Origin of the sequence: Gracilimonas sp. (genome assembly GCF_017641085.1) — a bacterium.
Taxonomy (GTDB): Bacteria; Bacteroidota; Rhodothermia; order Balneolales; family Balneolaceae; genus Gracilimonas.
This window is the reverse complement of the sequence record NZ_JAEPPI010000001.1, coordinates 1231339-1250463: the sequence shown is the minus strand read 5'-3', so window position 1 is coordinate 1250463 and position 19125 is coordinate 1231339. Positions and strand designations below refer to the sequence as shown.

Sequence of the window (19125 nt, the reverse complement as noted above, 5' to 3'; positions counted from 1 at the left end):
TAAAAAAGCCGCCCTGTTGCAAGGCGGCTTTTCGACATAATACATATTTATGATGGATCAGAAATAGAAAGTGGCTGACACTCTGGCTCCGGTTGAAAGGTTTGTAGCGCTATCTCCAAACCGGCTGTTCAGGTTGGCATCGGCACTTACGCTGAATTGATTTGAAAAGAAGTACTCGGCACCATATCCCACTCCAAGATTAAAGTCGGTTACGGAGTTATTTGTATTACTGAAAGAAGTATTTGTAAATCCTAAAGTGCCGGTAAAATACGTACTTAATGCGTTGCTGGTACTTGCATAGTATCGTGGCCGGATACCAATCGAAACATTAGTTGACTGATCCTGCGTTGTGCTGAATCCGATGTAAGGTGCCAGGGAAAGGGATTCATTGAGCATATAGGGCATTTCAATTGAATTCTGTCCGGTTAAGTTAGCGCGAATTCCAAATGACCCTGTTTCGGGAATGGATTGTGCCTGAGCCGAAAATGATAAGCCCAGTATAATTCCAAATAGGATGGTACAAACTTTTGAGAAATTCATTAGTGTCTCCAATAGTTGGTTGGTTCGTTTGTATTAATTTTTCTTTCTATAAGAGTAAAAGATGTACAAAATGTTACTCTAATAGTAATCATTCAATATTATATAACTCTTTAATCTGATCATAGTTCCGATAATTAATTGCTTTGGATCGGATGATTTCTGAAGGAGGGATTGCGATTACCCGCAGTACATCGCCATCAAAAAGAGCTTCATTTGCCTGATTATTATCAGCTACTTCGCCTTCCAATATCAAACTGATATTATCAACATCGAATGAATACCGGAGATTTACGAGGTCATTTTCGAAAGGAATGGAATAAGGGAGGGCATGCCAGGCTGTGGTACCTTCAAACCGGATATAACCTAATACAAGGCCATAATCAACCATTTCCACATCCAGATTATCCCATCCATAATTAGCAACAGACACATATTCGTCCTGGGAAACGAAATCGTTGGCACGAATTGTGATGGTACTTGAATAAACGAGATCAACTTCGCCTTCCACATCATTATCGTAAATAGTGCAAGATGAGAGTGTAATTAGCATCAGCGCAACCAAAAGTAATTTAATTGTTTTCATAACCTGCTCCGTATTTTTGGGTTTTAACGTTCCTTCCGGAACACGGAGTAAGGATAGAAAGCAGAGAGCTGGGATTATATCACATCTTTAGATTAGGCAATTCATGCGATAAATGATGGGCAATAAAAAAAAAGCCGGCATAACCGGCTTTAAAGAAATCAGATATGCTGAATAATCTTAGAACCAGTGCGTATATGCGTACATACCGGCTGCAATCAGCATGAAATTAAGGATACTCAGCGGAAGTAGTCGGGCCCAGCCAAGCTTCATAACCTGATTGTACTTGAATCGCGGGATGGTCCAGCGTACCCAAATGAATACGAAGCACCAGAACACTACTTTAGCCATGAATACGGAAACGTCCAGAACGCCTTTCGCTAATGCGCTCATTTCGGGCAGCCAGTATCCTGCAAATGGCAGGTGGTAACTTCCAAAAAAGAAGGTGGTAATAAGTACACTACCAATGAATACGTGCATGTACTCGGCAAGGAAAAACATTCCGAAACGCATACCACTGTATTCGGTATGGAAACCACCCACAAGTTCCTGCTCAGCCTCAACCAAATCAAACGGAGTTCGGTTAGCCTCTGCAAATGCAGCAATTATAAAGATGATGGCACCAATCGGATTTATAAACACATTCCACAAATGCTCCTGTGAAGCAGCGATTTCTACCATACTCAGGGACCCGGCTACTAAAACCACGGAAGCCAAGGCCATACCCATAGGAAGTTCGTAACTGATCATCTGAGCAGCAGCTCTGAGTCCACCAAGAAGGGAGTATTTACTGTTAGAGGACCACCCGGCTAAAGTAACACCATATACACCCAGTGAGGCAATAGCTAAAATAAAAAGAACACCAGCATTGATATCAGTGACATAAAGGTTTTCTCCAAAAGGAATTACCGATACCGTCATAAAAGCGGTAAAAACCGGTATAACCGGGGCAATGTGGTGAATAACTTTATAGCCTTGAGACGGAGTAACGTCTTCTTTAAGCAGAAGCTTTACAACATCTGCAACGGGCTGTAGCAAACCTGCAGGACCTACACGGTTTGGTCCCACACGATTCTGAATTAACCCGGCAATACGACGTTCAGCATACACCAAAAGAGCTGCTGAATTAAGCCAGGTAAAAATACCTAAGCTAAGAACGGCAACCCAGGTAGGGATAAAAAGTCCTAAAATATCAATTCCACCTGTACTCATTTATGCAGTTGCCTCTTTTTTGTTTGAAGGGTTAAGGTTCACGCCCATTTCATTATCCATTCGCTCGTAGCTAATGTTCTCGAAGGATGGGTTTGAAGATGCAATTTCATCCATAATTTCACGAGATGCACCGAATTCAACATCTAATCCCAATCGATCGGCCAATCGGTTCATGATTTCCCAGGCGGGAGCACAATCAACTTTATTGTCTTCGGTAACCCAGTTATCAAAATTGGTTCCGTAGCGATCCAGTCGGCCTTGTGACATTTCCAGATCCAGGCTTCGGTGTGTGTACTTGGTTTCTTTGGCAGGGAAGGAGCGCTGAATTCGCCCATCTACATTTACGTAGCTGGCTGCATGCTCAGCAATACAAGTAACCGGAATCACAAGATCAGCTGATTTACTGGTATCGCATTCATTGGTTGAAAGAAGTATGCTGAATTTACCTTTCAGATCTTCAGCAGAAAGCACTTCGCGATCAATAAGTTCATCCGAAAGCATAATAACGATCTTAGCGTCATTTACGTCAGCTTTCAGGTCGTTGCTTTCTTCATAACCAATCAGCTTCACACCACTTGTGTTAGGAGCCTGATCGTCGGTGAGCAAGAAATCATCACCTGCACCTTCAATGATATGAGGAGCAAACTTAAAGTTATTAACGCCCCAAAGATTAAACACTTTCATCAGCGCGTAATTCTCTTCTACAGAGGCATGAGCACTTCCGATCACTATAACATCTTCCGGCTTTCCGGCTTCCAGCGTTTCAGCAAAGGTCTCAATAGCATTGTTCCAGGAAGTTTTTGACTGGTTGTCTCCGTCCAGCTTAAGGGCAGGGCGGGAGATACGGTTCTCGTTAAATCTTCGGTAAACTTCCCGGCCTTCATCAGCCATCCAGTGGTCGTTAACTTCACCATTAAATCTTGGCGTGATTCGGAGCACGAGGTTATCACGCGTCCAGATATCTATGTTGGTTCCCTTACCATTGGTCACATCAATACTTGGGGTCTGGTTCATTTCCCAAACACGTGCCTTAAACCGGAAATCGGTTGAGGTTAGTGCTCCAACCGGACAAATATCAATGGTATTCATTGAATAGGGATCGTCAAACTCACGTCCGGGCGCCGTAATCGGATAATTTTTATCGCCACGGGAAGTAATGGTGAGTTGATGTGTTTCACTGATTTCTTCCGTAAACCGAACACATCGCGTACAGTTAATGCATCGTTCAGCATCGAGGGTAACTCTTGGGCCAAGCTCAACACGCTTAGGCTTATGTACTTTCTTAACTTCAAAACGGCTGCCTTCCGGACCGTATTTGTAGGTTTGAATTTGCAGCGGACATTCACCGGCCTGATCACAAATAGGACAGTCAAGAGGATGATTTACCAGGATCAGTTCCATAGTATCTTTCTGAGCCCGGGCTACTTCTTCGCTTGTTTCCTGTGTTTCAACAACCATACCATCTTGCATCTGCATGGTGCAGGAAGTCTGCATCTTTGGAAACCATCTGATTTCTCGGTCCCCGTTCTCATCCAGTTCATACTCGCCGGTTTCCTGGTTTTTCACAGGAGTACCCACTTTCACGTAACACTGCCGGCAGTTTGCCGGTGCGCTCATAGAAGGGTGGTAGCAAAAGAAGGGGACTTCTTTGCCATTATCTAAAATGAACTGAAGCAGACCTTTATCAGTACCTTCTTCAAATTCGTATCGTTGTCCGTCTATAAATATTTCTGGCATCTCACAATTTTTGATTTATGATCGATGATTCAATCAAAAGATCATCACTTTTAGGCTACTGCGTGAACTGATTTCTTACAGCGAGCTTCGAATTCATCTCTAAAGCGGTTAATAGTGTGGCGAATGGGCCATGCGGCTGCATCAGCCAGGGCACAAATAGTTCGTCCTTCCATCTGAGTAGTTAAATCCAGTAATAGATCTAGATCTCTGATTTCACCATCGCCGTTCTTAATTTTCAACAAAATCTTTTCAGCCCAACCGGTTCCTTCACGGCACGGAGTACATTGTCCACATGATTCATGGTGATAGAAATGGGAAATTCTCCAAAGAGCATCTACCATGTCTGTGTCTTCATCCATTACAATCATGCCTGCTGTTCCCATCATAGATCCGGCTTCACGGAGTGAATCGGAATCCATAGAAGTATTTTCCAGCTGGTCTGCTCTTAAAACCGGTGTAGAAGAACCGCCCGGAATCAGAGCTTTTAATTTCTTTCCGCCTCGAATTCCCTGAGCCACATCATTAATTAAATCCATTACAGGAACACCTGTCGGCAATTCATACACTCCGGGGCGATTTACATGACCTGAAATTCCGTATAAAACCGGTCCAGGATGACTTTCAGCACCAATGCCTTTAAACCAGTCCGCACCGTTCTTGATTACCAGCGGTACATTCGCCAGGGTTTCGATATTGTTAATGGTTGTTGGGCGCCCCCAAAGTCCTTTTTGAGCAGGGAAGGGAGGCTTAACACGAGGATATCCTCGCTTTCCTTCCAGCGATTCAAGCATAGAAGTTTCTTCGCCGCAAATGTAAGCTCCGGCACCGTAGGTTATTTCAAATTCAACACTATAATCGGTTCCAAATAAGTTCTTTCCGATATATCCTTTGTCCCGGGCATCCTGAAGGGCTTTCTCCATCATGTTAACCCATGAAATATATTCTCCACGCACATACACATATATGGTGGTGATTTGCATAGCATAAGCGGCAATCAGCGCCCCCTCAATAAATAGGTGGGGATTATATTCAAAAATCTTACGGTCTTTAAAAGTCCCGGGTTCAGATTCATCACCATTGCAGGCAAGGTAACGAGGCCCCCCATCAGGTTTGGGCATAAACGACCATTTCAAGCCGGCATTAAATCCGGCACCGCCACGACCTCGAATATTGGCAGCTTTCACTTCATTTACGACCCCTTCAGGCGTCCAGTCGCTACTTGTAACTACATTCTTAAGAGATTCATACCCGCCATTCTTCTCATACACCTCAATCTTTTCAAGATTTGGGATGTCGGGAATAAGAACGGGTTCAAATGATTTCCAGTCTGAGGCCATAATTACTTAAATATTTCTTTTTTCGAGGAGAGGCATTCCTACCGATTCAAATTCAGGCATTTTACCATCTTTCAGGCTTTCAATGACTTTATCCAGCTTATCTTCGGTGAGATGATTTACATATACATCATTGGTGATTTGCATCATAGGGGCGTAACCGCAGGCACCCAGACACTCCACCGATTGGATGCTGAACATGCCGTCTTCGGTAGTCTCACCGGCTTTGATGCCCAGTTTATCTTCCAGGTAGTGCAGCATTTCATATCCGCCGCAAAGCTGACAGCTGGTTGTTGTACAAACGTCCAGCACGTATTTACCTTTGCGCTCTTTATAATATTGGGTATAGAAAGTTGCCACTCCGTGAACATGCGATTCAGGCAAGTCAAGAGTCTCTGCAACCAGGCGTTGAACCGGCGGTTCAACGTGGCCAAACCGACGTTGAGCTACCCAAAGTGTAGGCAGGGTAGCAGGCATCACGGTAGGAAACTTCGCCTTTATGGTTTCGATTTCCTCTAAGTCTTCTTTTGTAAATTCGTACGTTTCTTCCATTTATTTATCTGCTTCTCCCATTACAGGATCAATTCCTCCGATTATAACAACCGTGTCAGCCACCATCTCGCCATCCAGAATATGCTCCAGCACCTGAAGGTTTCTGAGGGAAGGGGCATTAACTTTTAATCTCCATGGATGTCCGGTTCCATCGCTTTGAATAAAGTAGCCAAGTTCTCCTTTAGGGGATTCTACCGCATGGTAAACTTCTTTACCAGCCGGTGGACAAATACCGGTGTCCGTCATCATGAAATCATGAATCATTCCCTCCATGGAATAGTAAACTTCGTCTTTGGAAGGGTAGGCCTGCTTGGCGTTATTGGTTCTAACCGGGCCTTTTGGCATCTTATCAAAGCACTGCTGAATAATCTTAATACTTTCACCCATCTCTTCCATTCTGACAAAGTATCGGGCAAGATTATCACCCTCAAGGCGGGTTGGTACTTCAAAATCTACCTCATCATACTTCAGATAGGGATTAATAATTCGCTGGTCAACAGCATACCCCGAAGCTCTTAGAACCGGACCGGTAGCACCAAGGTCTAGAGCATTCTTGGTTTGAAGGATCCCAACATCCTGGTTTCTTTCAATAAAAATTCGGTTACGGTCTAAAAGTCCATGCCAGTCTTTAAGTTCCTGAGGGAATTTCTCTACAAACTCCTTAATACGTGCTACGGCATCATCGGTAAGATCGTTCGCCACACCCCCAATTCTGGAGTGAGAAACCGTAAAACGGTGCCCGGCTACTTCATCAAAAATGTCATAGATTTTTTCACGTTCACGGAAGGTCCAGATGAAAAATGAGATGGCACCGGCATCCATCACCATGGTACCTAACCATAACAGGTGAGAGGAGATACGAGCCAATTCACAACAAATCATGCGAATGTATTGAGCACGTTCGGGTACTTCAACATCAGCCAGTTTCTCAACAGCGGTACATAAAGCTACGTTATTGCTGTAAGGAGATAGGTAATCCATGCGGTCGGTGTAAGGCATGAATTCCTGGTATGTCTTATTCTCAGCAATCTTTTCTACACCACGGTGCAGGTACCCAATGTCAATCTTGGTTTTTTCAATCAATTCACCCCTCAGCTGAAGGATAAGACGCAACACCCCGTGTGTAGCCGGATGCTGCGGACCCATATTCAAAATCATTTTGGAATTCAGCGGGTCTTCGCTGTCAATCTCTTCAATGGTAGTGTGCTTATCCTCAAGGCTTTTATATATGCCTCGCTGGTGCTCCTTAAAAAACTTAGGATCTACCTTACTGTTAATGTCTTTGAGTTTCATGCCTTACTCCGTATCTGGGGTTGTGTTAGGCAGTTCGATAGAACCGGGGATACCCAACAGCGGAAATTCTTTTCTAAGCGGGAAGTATTCAAAATCTTCCGGCATATACATACGTCTGTGATCAGGATGCCCTTCAAAACGAACACCGTACATATCGTAAATTTCACGTTCAAACCAGCCGGCGGAGGTCCAAAGAGAAGTGGCGGTTGGAACCTGAGGATTTTCTTCTTCTACTCTGATCTTCACAAACATTCGATCCTGAGTTCGAAGATTCATGATGTTGTAAATAACTTCAAACCGCTCGTCAGATGTGTACCGGTCGGTTCCGATAATATCACACAAGAAAATAAAGTGGTGCTTTTCCTTCAGGTATTTCAGAATGTCTATAATGTTTTCTTCTTCAACCCGGATGTAGGTATGACCACAGGACTGATAAACTTCAATCAAGTCCTCGGAAAAATCAGAAGAAAGGCCATCTACAACGCCTTGTTCCGTTTTGTTCAAGTCTAAACTCATAATCTTAAGTGTCTAATAAAACAGAGTGCTCAGTTTTAATTTTGTCCTGTATCTTCATCAGTGCATGAAGCAGGGCATCGGGGCGGGGAGGGCAACCGGAAACGTAAGCGTCAACCGGAAGGTAATTATCAACTCCCTGAACCACACCATAGCAGCGGTGCATTCCACCAGTTGATGCACAAGCACCCATAGCGATACACCATTTTGGATCGGGCATTTGATCCCAGATACGGCGAATAGCGTGCGACATTTTATAGGTGGACCATCCAGCCACAATCATAACATCACTTTGCCGGGGAGAAAAGCGCATTACCTCCGAACCGAATCGGGAGGCGTCATAACGCGGGCCGGCAAAGGCCATCATTTCGATAGCGCAACAGGCTAAACCCATTGGCATCGGCCAGGCGGCATTGGCCCGGGCCCAGTTTGTGAGCGCATCAATTTTAGTTGTAAAAAAACCTTCACCAAGTGCTGATTCGATTCCCATGGTAGTTATTAAGCTTTAAAATGATTTAAGTCCCAGTCTAAGGTGCCTTTCTTCAGGGTATAGAGAAGTCCGACGAATAGTATTACAATAAATAGCATCATAGCCATGAACGTTCCTACGCCAAATTCTAAATACCGAACCGCCCACGGATATATGAAAATGACTTCAAGGTCGAATACAATAAATTCCATCGCTACCAGGTAGAAGCTGATAGAATAGCGGTCTTTGGCTTCCCCGACCGGATCCATTCCACTTTCGTAAGGATCTAACTTGTTCTTATTAGGACGAAATGGCCCTAATATTTTAGATAGGATCAGAAAAGCAGCTGCCAGAATTAAGGCAACGATACCTACAATTAAAATCGGAAAATAATTTTCGAGCATATATCTGAAATGTTCTCGGTTAACGGGCTGAAAAGTTACCCTCAATGTTTCGCAATGTCAACGAAATTGGGCGAGAATATAGGCTTTATTTGAATTTTTATGGAAGAAAAAAGATTGAATTTTGGCTAAACTTTTCAAGATTGATTAAAGTTGCATTAATAAATGAGCAGGTTTAAGACTTAACTAAAATTCGTTACCTTCTAAAGCCAACCTACAAAAGCATATAAAAGGTGTAGATTTGAGTAAAGTATTAATGGAAATTCTGGGACTCTCAACAAGCCCGAGCAGTGGAGGCGCGTACGCTTTAATCTTAACAGAAGCGGAAGGAAATCAAAGACTCCCCATCATCATTGGTTCGTTCGAAGCTCAGGCTATTGCTCTTGAGCTCGAAAACATTAAGCCACCCCGACCAATGACTCACGACTTGTTGAAGAACTTCTTTTTAAGCTTCGACACGCAAGTGAAGCAGGTCTTCATTAATGATTTATCAGAAGGAACCTTTTATGCGCAAATTATATTTGAGCGTGAGAATCAGCTGGTAGAGCTGGATGCCCGACCGAGTGATGCCATTGCATTAGCAGTGCGCTTTAACGCACCTATCTATGTGAATGACGAGGTGTTGAAGGAAGCCGGGATCAGTACAGAACCGGAAAGCCAAACCCTCGAAGAAGCACTCAAAAGCGATGATCCTGCACCCGGGCAAAAAGAATTAACCCAACTCGAAAAGTTGGAAAAAGAGCTTCAAACAGCTATTGAAACCGAAAATTACGAGAAAGCGGCCAAGATTCGGGACCGCATTTCTAAAATGAAAGGATAAATTTTGGACCTATCTGGATGTTCGTTTACCGAACTGTCTTACTCAAAGCTATTCACAACCTACCTAAACGATTACGATAAGCTCAGTTCATTTTATGAGTTTAATCCTCTGGATGAAGCTGACATTGAAAGAAGAGCAGAAGCCCTTTCTGGAGCACGATATAAAGACGCTTATATAGAGGCACTGAGAGAATATCATGATGAACTCGGTATTTCCTCTTCTCAAACCAATCAGCTGAAGAAACTCGGTAAAGAAGATGCACTTGTTGTAGTGACCGGCCAGCAGTTGGGCATTTTAGGTGGACCTATGTTCACCATTTATAAAACAATGGCGGCTATTCTGCTTGCCCGAAGTTATCAGGAAAAATTAGGCCGGCCCGTTGTCCCTGTATTTTGGCTGGCTGATGAAGATCATGATTTTGAAGAAATAGCGTGGACAGGCATAACCGGCAGAAAAGACTTTACAAAAATTCATTTAAATGAAGAGGGTAGCGGAAAGCCGGTTTCTGATGAATTGGTTACCGGGCAGATTGAAGAATTGAAATCAAAAATTAAGGAAGAACTTTTTGATACAGACTTTTCGGAAGCTCTTTGGAGCCAAATAGATGAACACTATCGGGAAGGGAAAACCCACTCCCGGGCATTTGCCGGATTAATAAACCAGTGGTTTGCTGAAGAAGGCCTGCTGATTGCGGGGAGTAATTTTGCCCCTGTTAAAAACCTGTTGGTCGACCAATTCTCTGCCAGCATATCGAAAGCGGATTCGATTTATGAAGCCATAGAGAAAAAAAGTTCGGAACTCGAGAATGATTTTCATCGACAGGTGATGAATGGTGATTCCAACTTGTTTTACCTATCTGAGACTGAAGGCAGACAAAAGCTTAACCGGGAAGGGAAAGGGTGGAGGGCCGGTGAGAAAAACTGGACCCAGGAAGAACTCATCGAAAAAATCCAGAGTAGCCCGGAAAAATTCTCTCCTAATGTTTTTCTTCGCCCGGTAATTCAGGATATGCTATTACCAACTCTTGGGTATGTAGCCGGACCCGGTGAATTGGCCTACTATGGGCAAATGAAAGACTTTTATAGACACTTCGATCTGCAGATGCCTCCCATTTTTCCAAGATTCAGCGCCACCATTATTGAGTCCGGAATTTCGAGAATCGTGGAAAAGTTACCCTTTAGTTTTTGTGAGTATGGCAAGCGCATTGAAGACCTCGAATCCGAGTTTATCGAACAAACTGATACCGTTGATATTGAGCAGGTATTCGGAGATTGGAAGCAAAAGCTGGAAGATTCGGCCGAAGAACCCCTTCAAGTTATAAATGAGATCGACCCAACTTTGGATGGCATGGTCGGTAAAACGGTAGCAGGATTTGGCAATGAGCTTGATAAACTGAAAGGCCGCGTATATCGCTCCATCAAAAAGCAGGAAGAAATTCAGCTAAACCGTATTGAGAAGATCAAAGTGAATTTATTCCCCGATGGAGGATTACAGGAACGAGCAGTTTCCCCGGTGTACTTTATGAATAAGTATGGGGTGGATATTTGGAACGAACTGCTTGCTGAAATTGAGAAAGAAGGGTTGGATCTGACTAAACATCACCTGATTGAATTATGAGCTCCATTTCCCAACAAAAGCAGGATTTAAGGGAAAAAGTATTAGCTGAAAGACTGCAGATTCCTGACAGGGAATGGAAGAATAAATCAGATCAGATTATCTCTTCACTTACAAATGCTGACTACTTCAAAGAAGCTAAAACGGTTCATACCTATATATCTATGAACCAGCGGCGGGAAGTTTACACCGATGGCTTACTCGAAGATATTTTAAATGGAGACAAGAGAGCCGTAGTTCCAGTCACCAATTTCGAAGACAGGAGTTTAACCCACTCGGAGATTCGCTCTCTTTCTGACCTGAAAAAAAACAAATGGGGAGTAGAAGAGCCAAAGCATATTACTCCGGTAAATGTGAAGGAGCTTGAGCTTATTATTGTACCCATGGCTGCTGCAGACCGAGCCGGAAACAGGCTGGGATATGGCAAGGGGTTTTATGATCGTTTTTTAAAAGAAGCCAAAGCTATAAAAGTAGGCTTAGTGTTTGATGCCTTTCTGTTTGATGAAATACCCATCGAAGAATTTGACGAAAAATTGGATGTGATAATTTCGGAAGAGGAAGTGATTTTCGCGTAACAATGCGCTAATTTAGCCGTAGGGCACAACGGAGGAAAAAATATTATGGCTGATAAAATTAGAACAAAGCAAGCATCAAGAACCGGTACCGCATCTTTGGAGTTTAACGATTTTGAGTTAAACTCAACCATGCAGGAATTCCTTAAAGAAGAGGAAAAAGACACAGGCAAAAGCATTTGGAATATTGCCACCATCTCAGGCATGGTAATGTTGTTTTTAGCTATTACTTTTATGGTGCAGTGGGTTGGGTTACCGATTGGCGAAGGTCTCGCAAATTTTGTTAGTGATGCTATCGTTGGCTTACCCATTATTGGTGGAGCTTTGATTACCCTGGTAGGCTTTGGATTCTTTGTTGGTGACCGAAAAAGAGCACGTAAAATTAAGAAGGCCAGAAAGAAGGCCAAGGCAGCCTCTTCAGGCTCTTATACAGATATTCCCGGTTCAGAATCAAGTTCCTATTCCTCAAATGCTAAATTGAATAACGCCCTCGATTCAAAATCATCATCCGGTAAGAGTACATCATACAGCGGTATCGACAGCTATGGATACCGTCACTCTAAAAGGTTGATGAAATCCAGGTCTGATAAAAAATGGGCCGGTGTGTGCGGAGGACTGGCGAAGTATTTTGGTATCAGCGCTACCGTTGTACGGTTTATTTTTGTAGCAGCATTTTTCATGGGATGGGGCGCCAGTCTTTTAGTCTATTTCGGCCTTTCTTTGGCGATGCCTAAAGAGCCGGTGGAAATGATGGACGACTTCGATTACTAATTTAGCCTCATTTATTCCGCTCAGATACTTTTCTTTTGAGTGCTGAAAAAACACAACTTTATTTGTTATTTCCTCAAGGCCTTCTTTAATTCAGAAGGCCTTTTTCCGTTATATTTATAAAGTAAATTAATTAGTAAGGTTTTCTCAATCTGCCTACCTTTTCAGCAAAATGTTGTTCTTTAGTGAAGGCAGTTTCAACCCAAAAAAAGTTAGCACTTGAAGCCAAAAGAAAGTTTAATCTTAATTGTAGATGATACGCCTGCCAACCTTCGTCTGCTATCTCATGTACTGACGAAAGAGGGCTATGAATATATTGAAGCCTCAAACGGACATGAAGCTATAGAGTTGGCAAAAAAACATGAGCCGGACTTAATTTTGCTCGATATCATGATGCCCGACATCAGCGGATTTGAAGTGGTCAAGCGAATTAAATCAAATCAGCTGCTTGAAGATACTCCGGTTATATTTTTAAGCTCGCTATCAGATACCGAAGATAAAGTACAGGGATTTAAATATGGTGGGGTGGACTACATTACCAAGCCCTTTCAGAAAGAAGAAACCCTGGCCAGAATTAAGACACACCTGCAAATTCGCTCCCTTCAAAAGCAGCTTAATGAACGCATAAAAATTTTAAGAGAACGTGAAATTGAGTTGAGCAGGCTGAACCAAAAAAAGGATGATTTGGTACGAACGGTAAGCCACGATATAAAGAATCCACTCACCGGAATAATCGGGCTGGTAAAACTGATGAGGGACAGCAATAAGATTACAGCCGAGGAACAAACCCAAATGCTTTCTGTAATTGAAGAAAGTGGAACCAATCTTTTGAATTTGGTGAGGGAAGTCCTTGACCGGGAGTCAAAGAAAATTGAGCCTGAAGAACTGGAATATTCAACCGTGTCAATTACGGAATTATTTGAGCGTGTAGTTTCCATGAACAGGGCAAAGTCGGTGGTTAAAAACGTAAAGCTGGATTATTCTGTTAGTCCGGCCGGAATTAAGTTGGATGCTGATCAAAATAAATTAGAAATAGCCGTCAACAACCTGGTTTCGAATGCACTGAAATTTACTCCTTCAGGGGGAGAAGTTGTCGTTCATGCAATCCAGAATAATGGCAGCTTGGAAATCAGAGTGCAGGACACCGGTATTGGGATCCCTGAGAAATTACAAGAAGATTTATTCACTAATCCCGATAAACCTTCCCGAAATGGAACCAATGGTGAGGTTGGAACCGGACTTGGTTTAGATATTGTACAGTTATATGTTGAACTGCATGAAGGAAAGATCTGGGTTGAGTCTGAATTGGATAAGGGCACCACGTTTTTTATTAGTTTACCTTTAGAAGAAAAGTTAGCATAAATTAGAAAGTCTATGAATTACAAGGTTTTAGTTATTGATGATGATGAACCGATTCATTTCATGATCAAAAACCTGCTTAAGAACGAGTTTACTGTTTTAAATGCGCACAATGTGCAGGAAGCCATTGATATTTTATCTGAAAAAGATGTCAATCTTATTCTTTCAGATATCCATATGCCGGGAATTTCAGGGCTCGAATTTTTGGAGTCTATTCGGTTGGATGAGAAGAAGAAGAAAATTCCCGTTTTAATAATGACGAACCTGCCAACGGTTGAGAAAGAGCAGAAAGCCTATGATTTGGGTGCGGCTGATTTCATCAAAAAAGAACTTTTGAATAACGACCGCGAACGGGTGCTCGAAATAATCCGAATGAAGATTGTGACGGATATACGCATAACCGGGCTGGACGAAGATCAGTCTAAAAAGAAAGACCGGCTGGTTATGAAGTTGATGGAGACGGCCATTTCCGGTTCGTTTTCTGATACAGTTAAAACGCTGGGTAATGGATTGAATGAAATCATTACGAATAAATTTACCGGCTTCTGGATGGTACACGATGACCAATCCAAATTATTATTTATGGAGTCTAAAAATTCAATAAAACCGGATAACGTTACCGATATAAGCGGGCAGAAGAGCTTTGAGCTCCTTAAAGAATCCAAAGAAGCCTACATGAGCAATCATGTGTTTAATGATGAGCAAGGCTTTTTTGTGGATTTCTCCAAGAAAGAAGATCTGCCTGCAGAAATTACGGTACCGTTGTTTGCGATAAGTGAGCGGGAGCTGTTAATGAATAATATGAACGTTCCGGCTGATGCCCCTATGTTTGGCATACTGCTAATGAAACGGTCGGTGCTGTTTTCATCCACTGAGTTTGAGCTTGTCTCCAGGTTAATTAAACAATCGGGATCTATTCTATATCGGCTATATAAAAAAGCGAACTCCTGATTTAATCATATGAAAGTTCTGCTCATTATAGAAGGGACCTATCCGTGGTACAGAGGGGGTGTAAGCGAATGGGTTTACCGCTATCTTAGCCATTTGCAGGAATTTGATTTTACAATCTTACAGATCGCTACGGATGAATTTCAGGGATTGAACCCTTCTGAAGCACTGTATCCTTTAACCGACAATATCAACGATTTCATCCGGATTTCACCCCCTGAATTGGGAAGTGATACTTCAGCTCACCTGGAACATTGGTACGATCAGGCATTGTCGAACCATACACTTTCGGATTCAGAGTTTGATCTTGTACATGTAACCAATACCGGTTTTGCCGGTTGGCTGGGTAGTAGATTGGCTAATCAAATAGACACGCCGCTTCTATTGACAGAACACGCCATTTACTGGAAGGAGATCGAAATGGGAGCGGTTGCGCTGGAATGCGGATATAAAATTCCAGAAGGCAGCCGTGATAAAATCAATATGATGTCCTCTTTCAAAGAACTTGCTTTATACACGTATAAGAATGCCGAGCAAGTGGTTACGGTTTCCGAATCGAATATTCCATATCAAAAAGAATTGGGCGCAACGGACATCATATATATCCCAAACGGAATCCCGGCTTCCTGGCTCAGATCGGAGAAAAGCAGAGCGGATCGGCCGGTAATTGGTTGGGTGGGGCGATGCGCAGAAATGAAGAATCCACTTGCTTTTTTTGAGTTGGTGGATGGGTTCAAAGGGCACAGTATCACTCCTAAATTTCGAATGCTATTAAGTGATGCCAATGAAAACGAGCTTGAAAAGCAGGTTAGATCTGTTTGCAAGGATTATCCGGAAGTGGAATGTATTTGGAACCAGCCAGCCAAAAACTTTTTTAGTGATTTTGATTTTTTGTCGATAACCAGCCACAACGAATCTCAGCCACTGGTAATGTTAGAGGCTTTAGCTCATAAAGCGTTACCCGTTGGGTTTCGTGTAGGTGATTTAACCGAAAAATATGGCCTTGTTTCGCCCCCTGGTTCTTCTTTGGAAGGCCTGGCGGGAAAAATAACAAGGCTTTGGAATAATCGGCTACATTTTAATCGGTACGTTAATACCCGATTTGAAAGGGTAAAAGAAAATCATACCTGGGAACAGATATTTTCTGACTATGAGACATTAATGAAGAATATGAGCCGGGTGGAGGAAGCAGCAGAAGAGTGAGCAAAGACAAACCATATGTGCTGTTCGAGACTGAAGGTTCATATCCTTACAGCGGGGGCGGTGTGTCTACATGGTCGCATATCTTGTGCACAGAGCTGGTAGAGAAGGTAGATTTTGAACTGTTGGCCATTACCGGTAATCCCTATGTTGAAACCCGGTATCGACTGCCTGAAAACATACGAAGGATAACTCACATACCTCTGTGGGGAGTTGATGAGCCCTCAGACTATTACGATGACCGCCGTCCGTTTTCTTATCAAATTGAAAAGAAGTCGCGGGTATCTAAGAAGGTCATTAACACCTATTTCAAGCCTATTTTTGAAGACTTCATCGAATGCCTTTTTGATCCTTATACCGATGTACAGCGCATCAGTGATATCCTGTATGGGCTTTGGAAATACTTTCAATACTACGACTACAAACAAACCCTGAGGCAGCCTTTATTGTGGACCGGGTTTAAACAGTCGCTCATTAACAATTTTGAAGCGTCTGATTTGTCGTATAACGAACAGCCCCGGGTATTTGACATTACCTTTGGCATGCGCTGGTTGTATCATTTTTTAATGCCCGTTGCGGCACCCATTTCGGATGAAATAGATGTTACCCATGCAACCCTGGCCGGTTTCCCTGCGCTAATCTCCATTGCTGCTAAATACGAGAAAGGCATCCCAAGCATGGTAACCGATCACGGGGTGTATATGCGGGAGCGATTGATCAATGTAGGGCAGGCCGATATGCCTTTCTTTTCAAAAAAATTACTCGTGGATCTTTCAACCATGGTAAGCCGGGCAGTGTATTATACTGCCGACCAGATTTCGCCGGTTACAACAGCTAACAAGGATTGGGAAAAACGGTTTGAGGCGGCTGAGGAAAATATAATACCTATTTACAACGGGGTGAATACGGATCTGTTTAAGCCAACCCCAAAACCAAGGCAAACACAGGGCGTGCCAACTGTGATCGCTGTAGCTCAGGTTTTTCCCTTAAAAGATATCGAGACGATGATCAGAGCTGCTGATATCGTTCGAAAAGAGATCCCGGAGGTTCAATTCAAGGTATATGGAAGTCTTGAAGTGGATAAAGAATATGTAGCCAGGTGCAAGGCGTTGGTTTCAGAATTGCAGCTGGAGGACACTTTTCAATTTGGGGGATTCCACGATCAGCCCAGTATGATTTTCAATGAAGGCGATATCTCCATTTTAACTTCCATCTCGGAAGGATTCCCGTACACCGTGATTGAATCTATGAGCTGTGGCCGTCCGGTTGTGGCCACCGATGTGGGAGGGATACGGGACGCCCTTGAAGGGTGTGGAATTTTATGCAAGCCACGCGATCCGCAAGATATTGCAAAAGGGGTGGTTACATTGCTAATTGACGATGATTTACGGCTTGAGCTGGGCAGGAAAGCCCGGGACCGTGTATTGCTTACATTCACAACAGAAAAGTCGGTGAATGCGTATTACGACTCCTACACGAAGCTCGCCGCCAAAGAACGTTCGCCGTGGAAAGAACGCGTTAAGGTTAAATCGGTGCTGAAGTTGTTAGACCATGTGAAAGAAAAGGAGTTTGAGTATGCCTGAGCATGATCAAATACAGCTTGAACGTCCTGCTAAGGCTGAAGCCGTTCAGGATATAACTGAGCGAGTGTATGATCTGATTGGAAACCCAATCAGTAAATGGGCGGTAGCCGCTACCATTGAATCTCTCGGGGTTCGAAATGTAGATGCCAAAACCGATTATGGCTACGATTCTGTTTTTGACCTTGGCAACGAAGTGTACAACCGGATTAAAAAGAAGGAAAAAGAAGCTGCCGGGGATGCAGAGGAAGATGTTGATGAGTTTAAGTTTGGAGGTATAGGGCGTACGCTCAAGCTATTTGCCAAACATTACACGGCAGGGATGGTTTTTTCCATGCCTATGCTTTCACAAATCATTGCCATTATTGTATTTGAGTATGCACTATGGGCCTGGTTCGATTTTAATGAGGCACAGGCAACTGTAGTCGCATTGGGTACCATGCTTTCCTTCATTCTAACTGGTGGATTTATTCAAACGTTGGGCCGACTGGTGTCCAAGTATAAGGGAGAGGGTAATTATTACCTGGCAGCAAAAGCTACCATCGCCGTGATGAAAATCGGGATTCCATTTGTGTTTATTTCCGCTTTAGTCATCTTTGGGATCAACCTGATCTTGCCCTTCTACCCGCAACAGCTCATCATTTTGTCCATGATTTACATGGTATTGATCTCGCTGCTTCTGCTTTCAGCATCCGTACTATTTGCTACCGAGCAACGGTTTATGATTTTGATGGGGATTGTATCAGGTACCATTTTTGTGATATTTGGGATGGATTTTGCCGGACTCGGAATTTACCTGTCTCAATGGTTAGGGATTTTAACAGCTACCGTCATAATCTCCGGCTATGCATTCATTTATTATAAGCTGAAGATCAGGTCCCTTCGTCAGGAACTCTTTAAACAATCATTACCGGAGGGAGAGGTAAGTTATTACAATACCTATCGCTACTTTGTGTATGGATTTTGCTACTTCACCTTCCTGTTCATGGATCGGTTAATGGCATGGTCGGCCGGCCCGCCTCCGCCTGAATACATCATTTGGTTTAACACCCCATACGAATTGGGGATGGACTGGGCACTAATAAGTCTGGTTATTACCATTGCCATGCTTGAGTATAGCGTTCATTCTTTTTCACTGAACCTGATTCCCGCTCAGAAAAAAGCCGTTATTTCAAAGCTTAAACTTTTTAACCGCTTTTTCAGGAGGTTCTATATCAAACAGATTTTGTTGCTATTGGTGGTCGGCGGGATATCTATCTTGATTACGTATTATGGAGTATTGAGCCTGCGTATTTTTGAAAATGAAGTACCCGAGATTTCAGATTTTTTCGCCAACCCGATGACCTTTAAGGTCTTTTGGCTGGCAAGTATCGGCTATTTATTTTTGATATATGGATTGTTGAACAGCCTGTTCTTTTTCACTTTGAACCGGCCCGAAATGGTAATGTATTCCATGATTGGTTCACTGTTTGTGAATTTTATAACCGGATTTTTATGCAGCCGTATTTTTGGTTTAGAATATGCTGTTATTGGCCTGATTGCCGGATCGCTGGTATTTGGTATATCCACCGGAATTTTGGCAAAAAGATTTTTTAAACATCTCGATTATTTCTATTACTCTGCATATTGAGGT

19 protein-coding genes are annotated in these 19125 nt (G+C 43.0%); 9 read left to right on the top strand and 10 right to left on the bottom strand.

The annotated features are described in order from the left end of the window. Positions 1-57 precede the first annotated feature (57 nt). From JJ941_RS05440 to ndhC, 10 genes are all read right to left on the bottom strand, one after another. Positions 58-540 carry an outer membrane beta-barrel protein gene (locus JJ941_RS05440; protein ID WP_290962644.1) on the bottom strand — a complete coding sequence of 161 codons (483 nt, stop codon included), beginning with the start codon at positions 538-540 and terminating at the stop codon, positions 58-60. Between the two features lie 88 nt (positions 541-628). Then, a complete protein-coding gene (locus JJ941_RS05435; RefSeq protein ID WP_290962643.1) occupies positions 629-1123 on the bottom strand; it encodes a hypothetical protein in 495 nt (164 codons plus the stop codon). Positions 1124-1300: 177 nt separating this feature from the next. Next, complete coding sequence (gene nuoH, locus JJ941_RS05430) at positions 1301-2332, bottom strand: NADH-quinone oxidoreductase subunit NuoH (protein WP_290962641.1); 1032 nt, start codon at positions 2330-2332, stop codon at positions 1301-1303. After that, complete coding sequence (locus tag JJ941_RS05425) at positions 2333-4069, bottom strand: 2Fe-2S iron-sulfur cluster-binding protein (protein WP_290962639.1); 1737 nt, start codon at positions 4067-4069, stop codon at positions 2333-2335. Between the two features lie 50 nt (positions 4070-4119). Further along, entirely contained in the window at positions 4120-5406 is a 1287-nt protein-coding gene (nuoF, locus tag JJ941_RS05420) for an NADH-quinone oxidoreductase subunit NuoF (protein ID WP_290962638.1), read from the bottom strand. Between the two features lie 6 nt (positions 5407-5412). Next, complete coding sequence (locus JJ941_RS05415) at positions 5413-5955, bottom strand: NAD(P)H-dependent oxidoreductase subunit E (protein WP_290962637.1); 543 nt, start codon at positions 5953-5955, stop codon at positions 5413-5415. Beyond that, on the bottom strand, positions 5956-7248 hold the full coding sequence (nuoD, locus tag JJ941_RS05410) for an NADH dehydrogenase (quinone) subunit D (RefSeq protein ID WP_290962636.1): 1293 nt from the start codon (positions 7246-7248) through the stop codon (positions 5956-5958). It lies immediately after the preceding gene. A gap of 3 nt (positions 7249-7251) precedes the next feature. Next, positions 7252-7764 carry an NADH-quinone oxidoreductase subunit C gene (locus tag JJ941_RS05405; protein ID WP_255135730.1) on the bottom strand — a complete coding sequence of 171 codons (513 nt, stop codon included), beginning with the start codon at positions 7762-7764 and terminating at the stop codon, positions 7252-7254. A 4-nt stretch (positions 7765-7768) separates the two neighbouring features. Further along, on the bottom strand, positions 7769-8251 hold the full coding sequence (gene nuoB, locus JJ941_RS05400; RefSeq protein ID WP_255135729.1) for an NADH-quinone oxidoreductase subunit NuoB: 483 nt from the start codon (positions 8249-8251) through the stop codon (positions 7769-7771). A gap of 8 nt (positions 8252-8259) precedes the next feature. Continuing rightward, on the bottom strand, positions 8260-8634 hold the full coding sequence (gene ndhC / locus JJ941_RS05395; RefSeq protein WP_255135728.1) for an NADH-quinone oxidoreductase subunit A: 375 nt from the start codon (positions 8632-8634) through the stop codon (positions 8260-8262). Between the two features lie 238 nt (positions 8635-8872). Between ndhC and JJ941_RS05390 the strand changes: the two genes are divergently transcribed. The 9 genes from JJ941_RS05390 to JJ941_RS05350 all read left to right on the top strand — a co-directional run bounded on the left by JJ941_RS05390 (position 8873) and on the right by JJ941_RS05350 (position 19122). Then, positions 8873-9451: a bifunctional nuclease family protein gene (locus JJ941_RS05390; RefSeq protein WP_290962635.1), complete on the top strand. Its 579-nt coding sequence runs from the start codon at positions 8873-8875 to the stop codon at positions 9449-9451. Positions 9452-9454: 3 nt separating this feature from the next. Beyond that, positions 9455-11068 carry a bacillithiol biosynthesis cysteine-adding enzyme BshC gene (bshC, locus tag JJ941_RS05385; RefSeq protein ID WP_290962634.1) on the top strand — a complete coding sequence of 538 codons (1614 nt, stop codon included), beginning with the start codon at positions 9455-9457 and terminating at the stop codon, positions 11066-11068. Then, positions 11065-11640, top strand: coding sequence for a 5-formyltetrahydrofolate cyclo-ligase (locus tag JJ941_RS05380; protein ID WP_290962633.1), 576 nt, complete (start codon positions 11065-11067; stop codon positions 11638-11640). Before bshC ends, JJ941_RS05380 begins: the two co-directional genes overlap by 4 nt. Positions 11641-11685: 45 nt before the next feature. After that, positions 11686-12408: a PspC domain-containing protein gene (locus tag JJ941_RS05375; protein ID WP_290962632.1), complete on the top strand. Its 723-nt coding sequence runs from the start codon at positions 11686-11688 to the stop codon at positions 12406-12408. Positions 12409-12624: 216 nt separating this feature from the next. After that, a complete protein-coding gene (locus tag JJ941_RS05370; protein ID WP_290962631.1) occupies positions 12625-13767 on the top strand; it encodes a hybrid sensor histidine kinase/response regulator in 1143 nt (380 codons plus the stop codon). Between the two features lie 12 nt (positions 13768-13779). Further along, entirely contained in the window at positions 13780-14715 is a 936-nt protein-coding gene (locus tag JJ941_RS05365) for a response regulator (protein WP_290962630.1), read from the top strand. Between the two features lie 9 nt (positions 14716-14724). Beyond that, positions 14725-15915 (top strand): DUF3492 domain-containing protein, encoded by a 1191-nt coding sequence (locus JJ941_RS05360; protein ID WP_290962629.1) that lies wholly within the window; start codon positions 14725-14727, stop codon positions 15913-15915. After that, positions 15912-17495: a GT4 family glycosyltransferase PelF gene (gene pelF, locus JJ941_RS05355; protein WP_290962628.1), complete on the top strand. Its 1584-nt coding sequence runs from the start codon at positions 15912-15914 to the stop codon at positions 17493-17495. Before JJ941_RS05360 ends, pelF begins: the two co-directional genes overlap by 4 nt. Next, positions 17488-19122 carry a hypothetical protein gene (locus JJ941_RS05350; RefSeq protein WP_290962627.1) on the top strand — a complete coding sequence of 545 codons (1635 nt, stop codon included), beginning with the start codon at positions 17488-17490 and terminating at the stop codon, positions 19120-19122. Before pelF ends, JJ941_RS05350 begins: the two co-directional genes overlap by 8 nt. The last annotated feature ends 3 nt before the right edge of the window (positions 19123-19125 follow it).

Excerpts from the sequence above, each read along its gene's own strand:
- nuoD (WP_290962636.1), bottom strand. The coding sequence starts at position 7,248 with ATGAAACTCAAAGACATTAACAGTAAGGTAGATCCTAAGTTTTTTAAG.
- JJ941_RS05435 (WP_290962643.1), bottom strand. The coding sequence starts at position 1,123 with ATGAAAACAATTAAATTACTTTTGGTTGCGCTGATGCTAATTACACTC.
- JJ941_RS05425 (WP_290962639.1), bottom strand. The coding sequence starts at position 4,069 with ATGCCAGAAATATTTATAGACGGACAACGATACGAATTTGAAGAAGGT.
- JJ941_RS05375 (WP_290962632.1), top strand. The coding sequence starts at position 11,686 with ATGGCTGATAAAATTAGAACAAAGCAAGCATCAAGAACCGGTACCGCA.
- ndhC (WP_255135728.1), bottom strand. The coding sequence starts at position 8,634 with ATGCTCGAAAATTATTTTCCGATTTTAATTGTAGGTATCGTTGCCTTA.
- nuoH (WP_290962641.1), bottom strand. The coding sequence starts at position 2,332 with ATGAGTACAGGTGGAATTGATATTTTAGGACTTTTTATCCCTACCTGG.
- nuoF (WP_290962638.1), bottom strand. The coding sequence starts at position 5,406 with ATGGCCTCAGACTGGAAATCATTTGAACCCGTTCTTATTCCCGACATC.
- nuoB (WP_255135729.1), bottom strand. The coding sequence starts at position 8,251 with ATGGGAATCGAATCAGCACTTGGTGAAGGTTTTTTTACAACTAAAATT.
- JJ941_RS05360 (WP_290962629.1), top strand. The coding sequence starts at position 14,725 with ATGAAAGTTCTGCTCATTATAGAAGGGACCTATCCGTGGTACAGAGGG.
- JJ941_RS05380 (WP_290962633.1), top strand. The coding sequence starts at position 11,065 with ATGAGCTCCATTTCCCAACAAAAGCAGGATTTAAGGGAAAAAGTATTA.
- JJ941_RS05440 (WP_290962644.1), bottom strand. The coding sequence starts at position 540 with ATGAATTTCTCAAAAGTTTGTACCATCCTATTTGGAATTATACTGGGC.
- JJ941_RS05415 (WP_290962637.1), bottom strand. The coding sequence starts at position 5,955 with ATGGAAGAAACGTACGAATTTACAAAAGAAGACTTAGAGGAAATCGAA.
- JJ941_RS05350 (WP_290962627.1), top strand. The coding sequence starts at position 17,488 with ATGCCTGAGCATGATCAAATACAGCTTGAACGTCCTGCTAAGGCTGAA.
- JJ941_RS05365 (WP_290962630.1), top strand. The coding sequence starts at position 13,780 with ATGAATTACAAGGTTTTAGTTATTGATGATGATGAACCGATTCATTTC.
- JJ941_RS05405 (WP_255135730.1), bottom strand. The coding sequence starts at position 7,764 with ATGAGTTTAGACTTGAACAAAACGGAACAAGGCGTTGTAGATGGCCTT.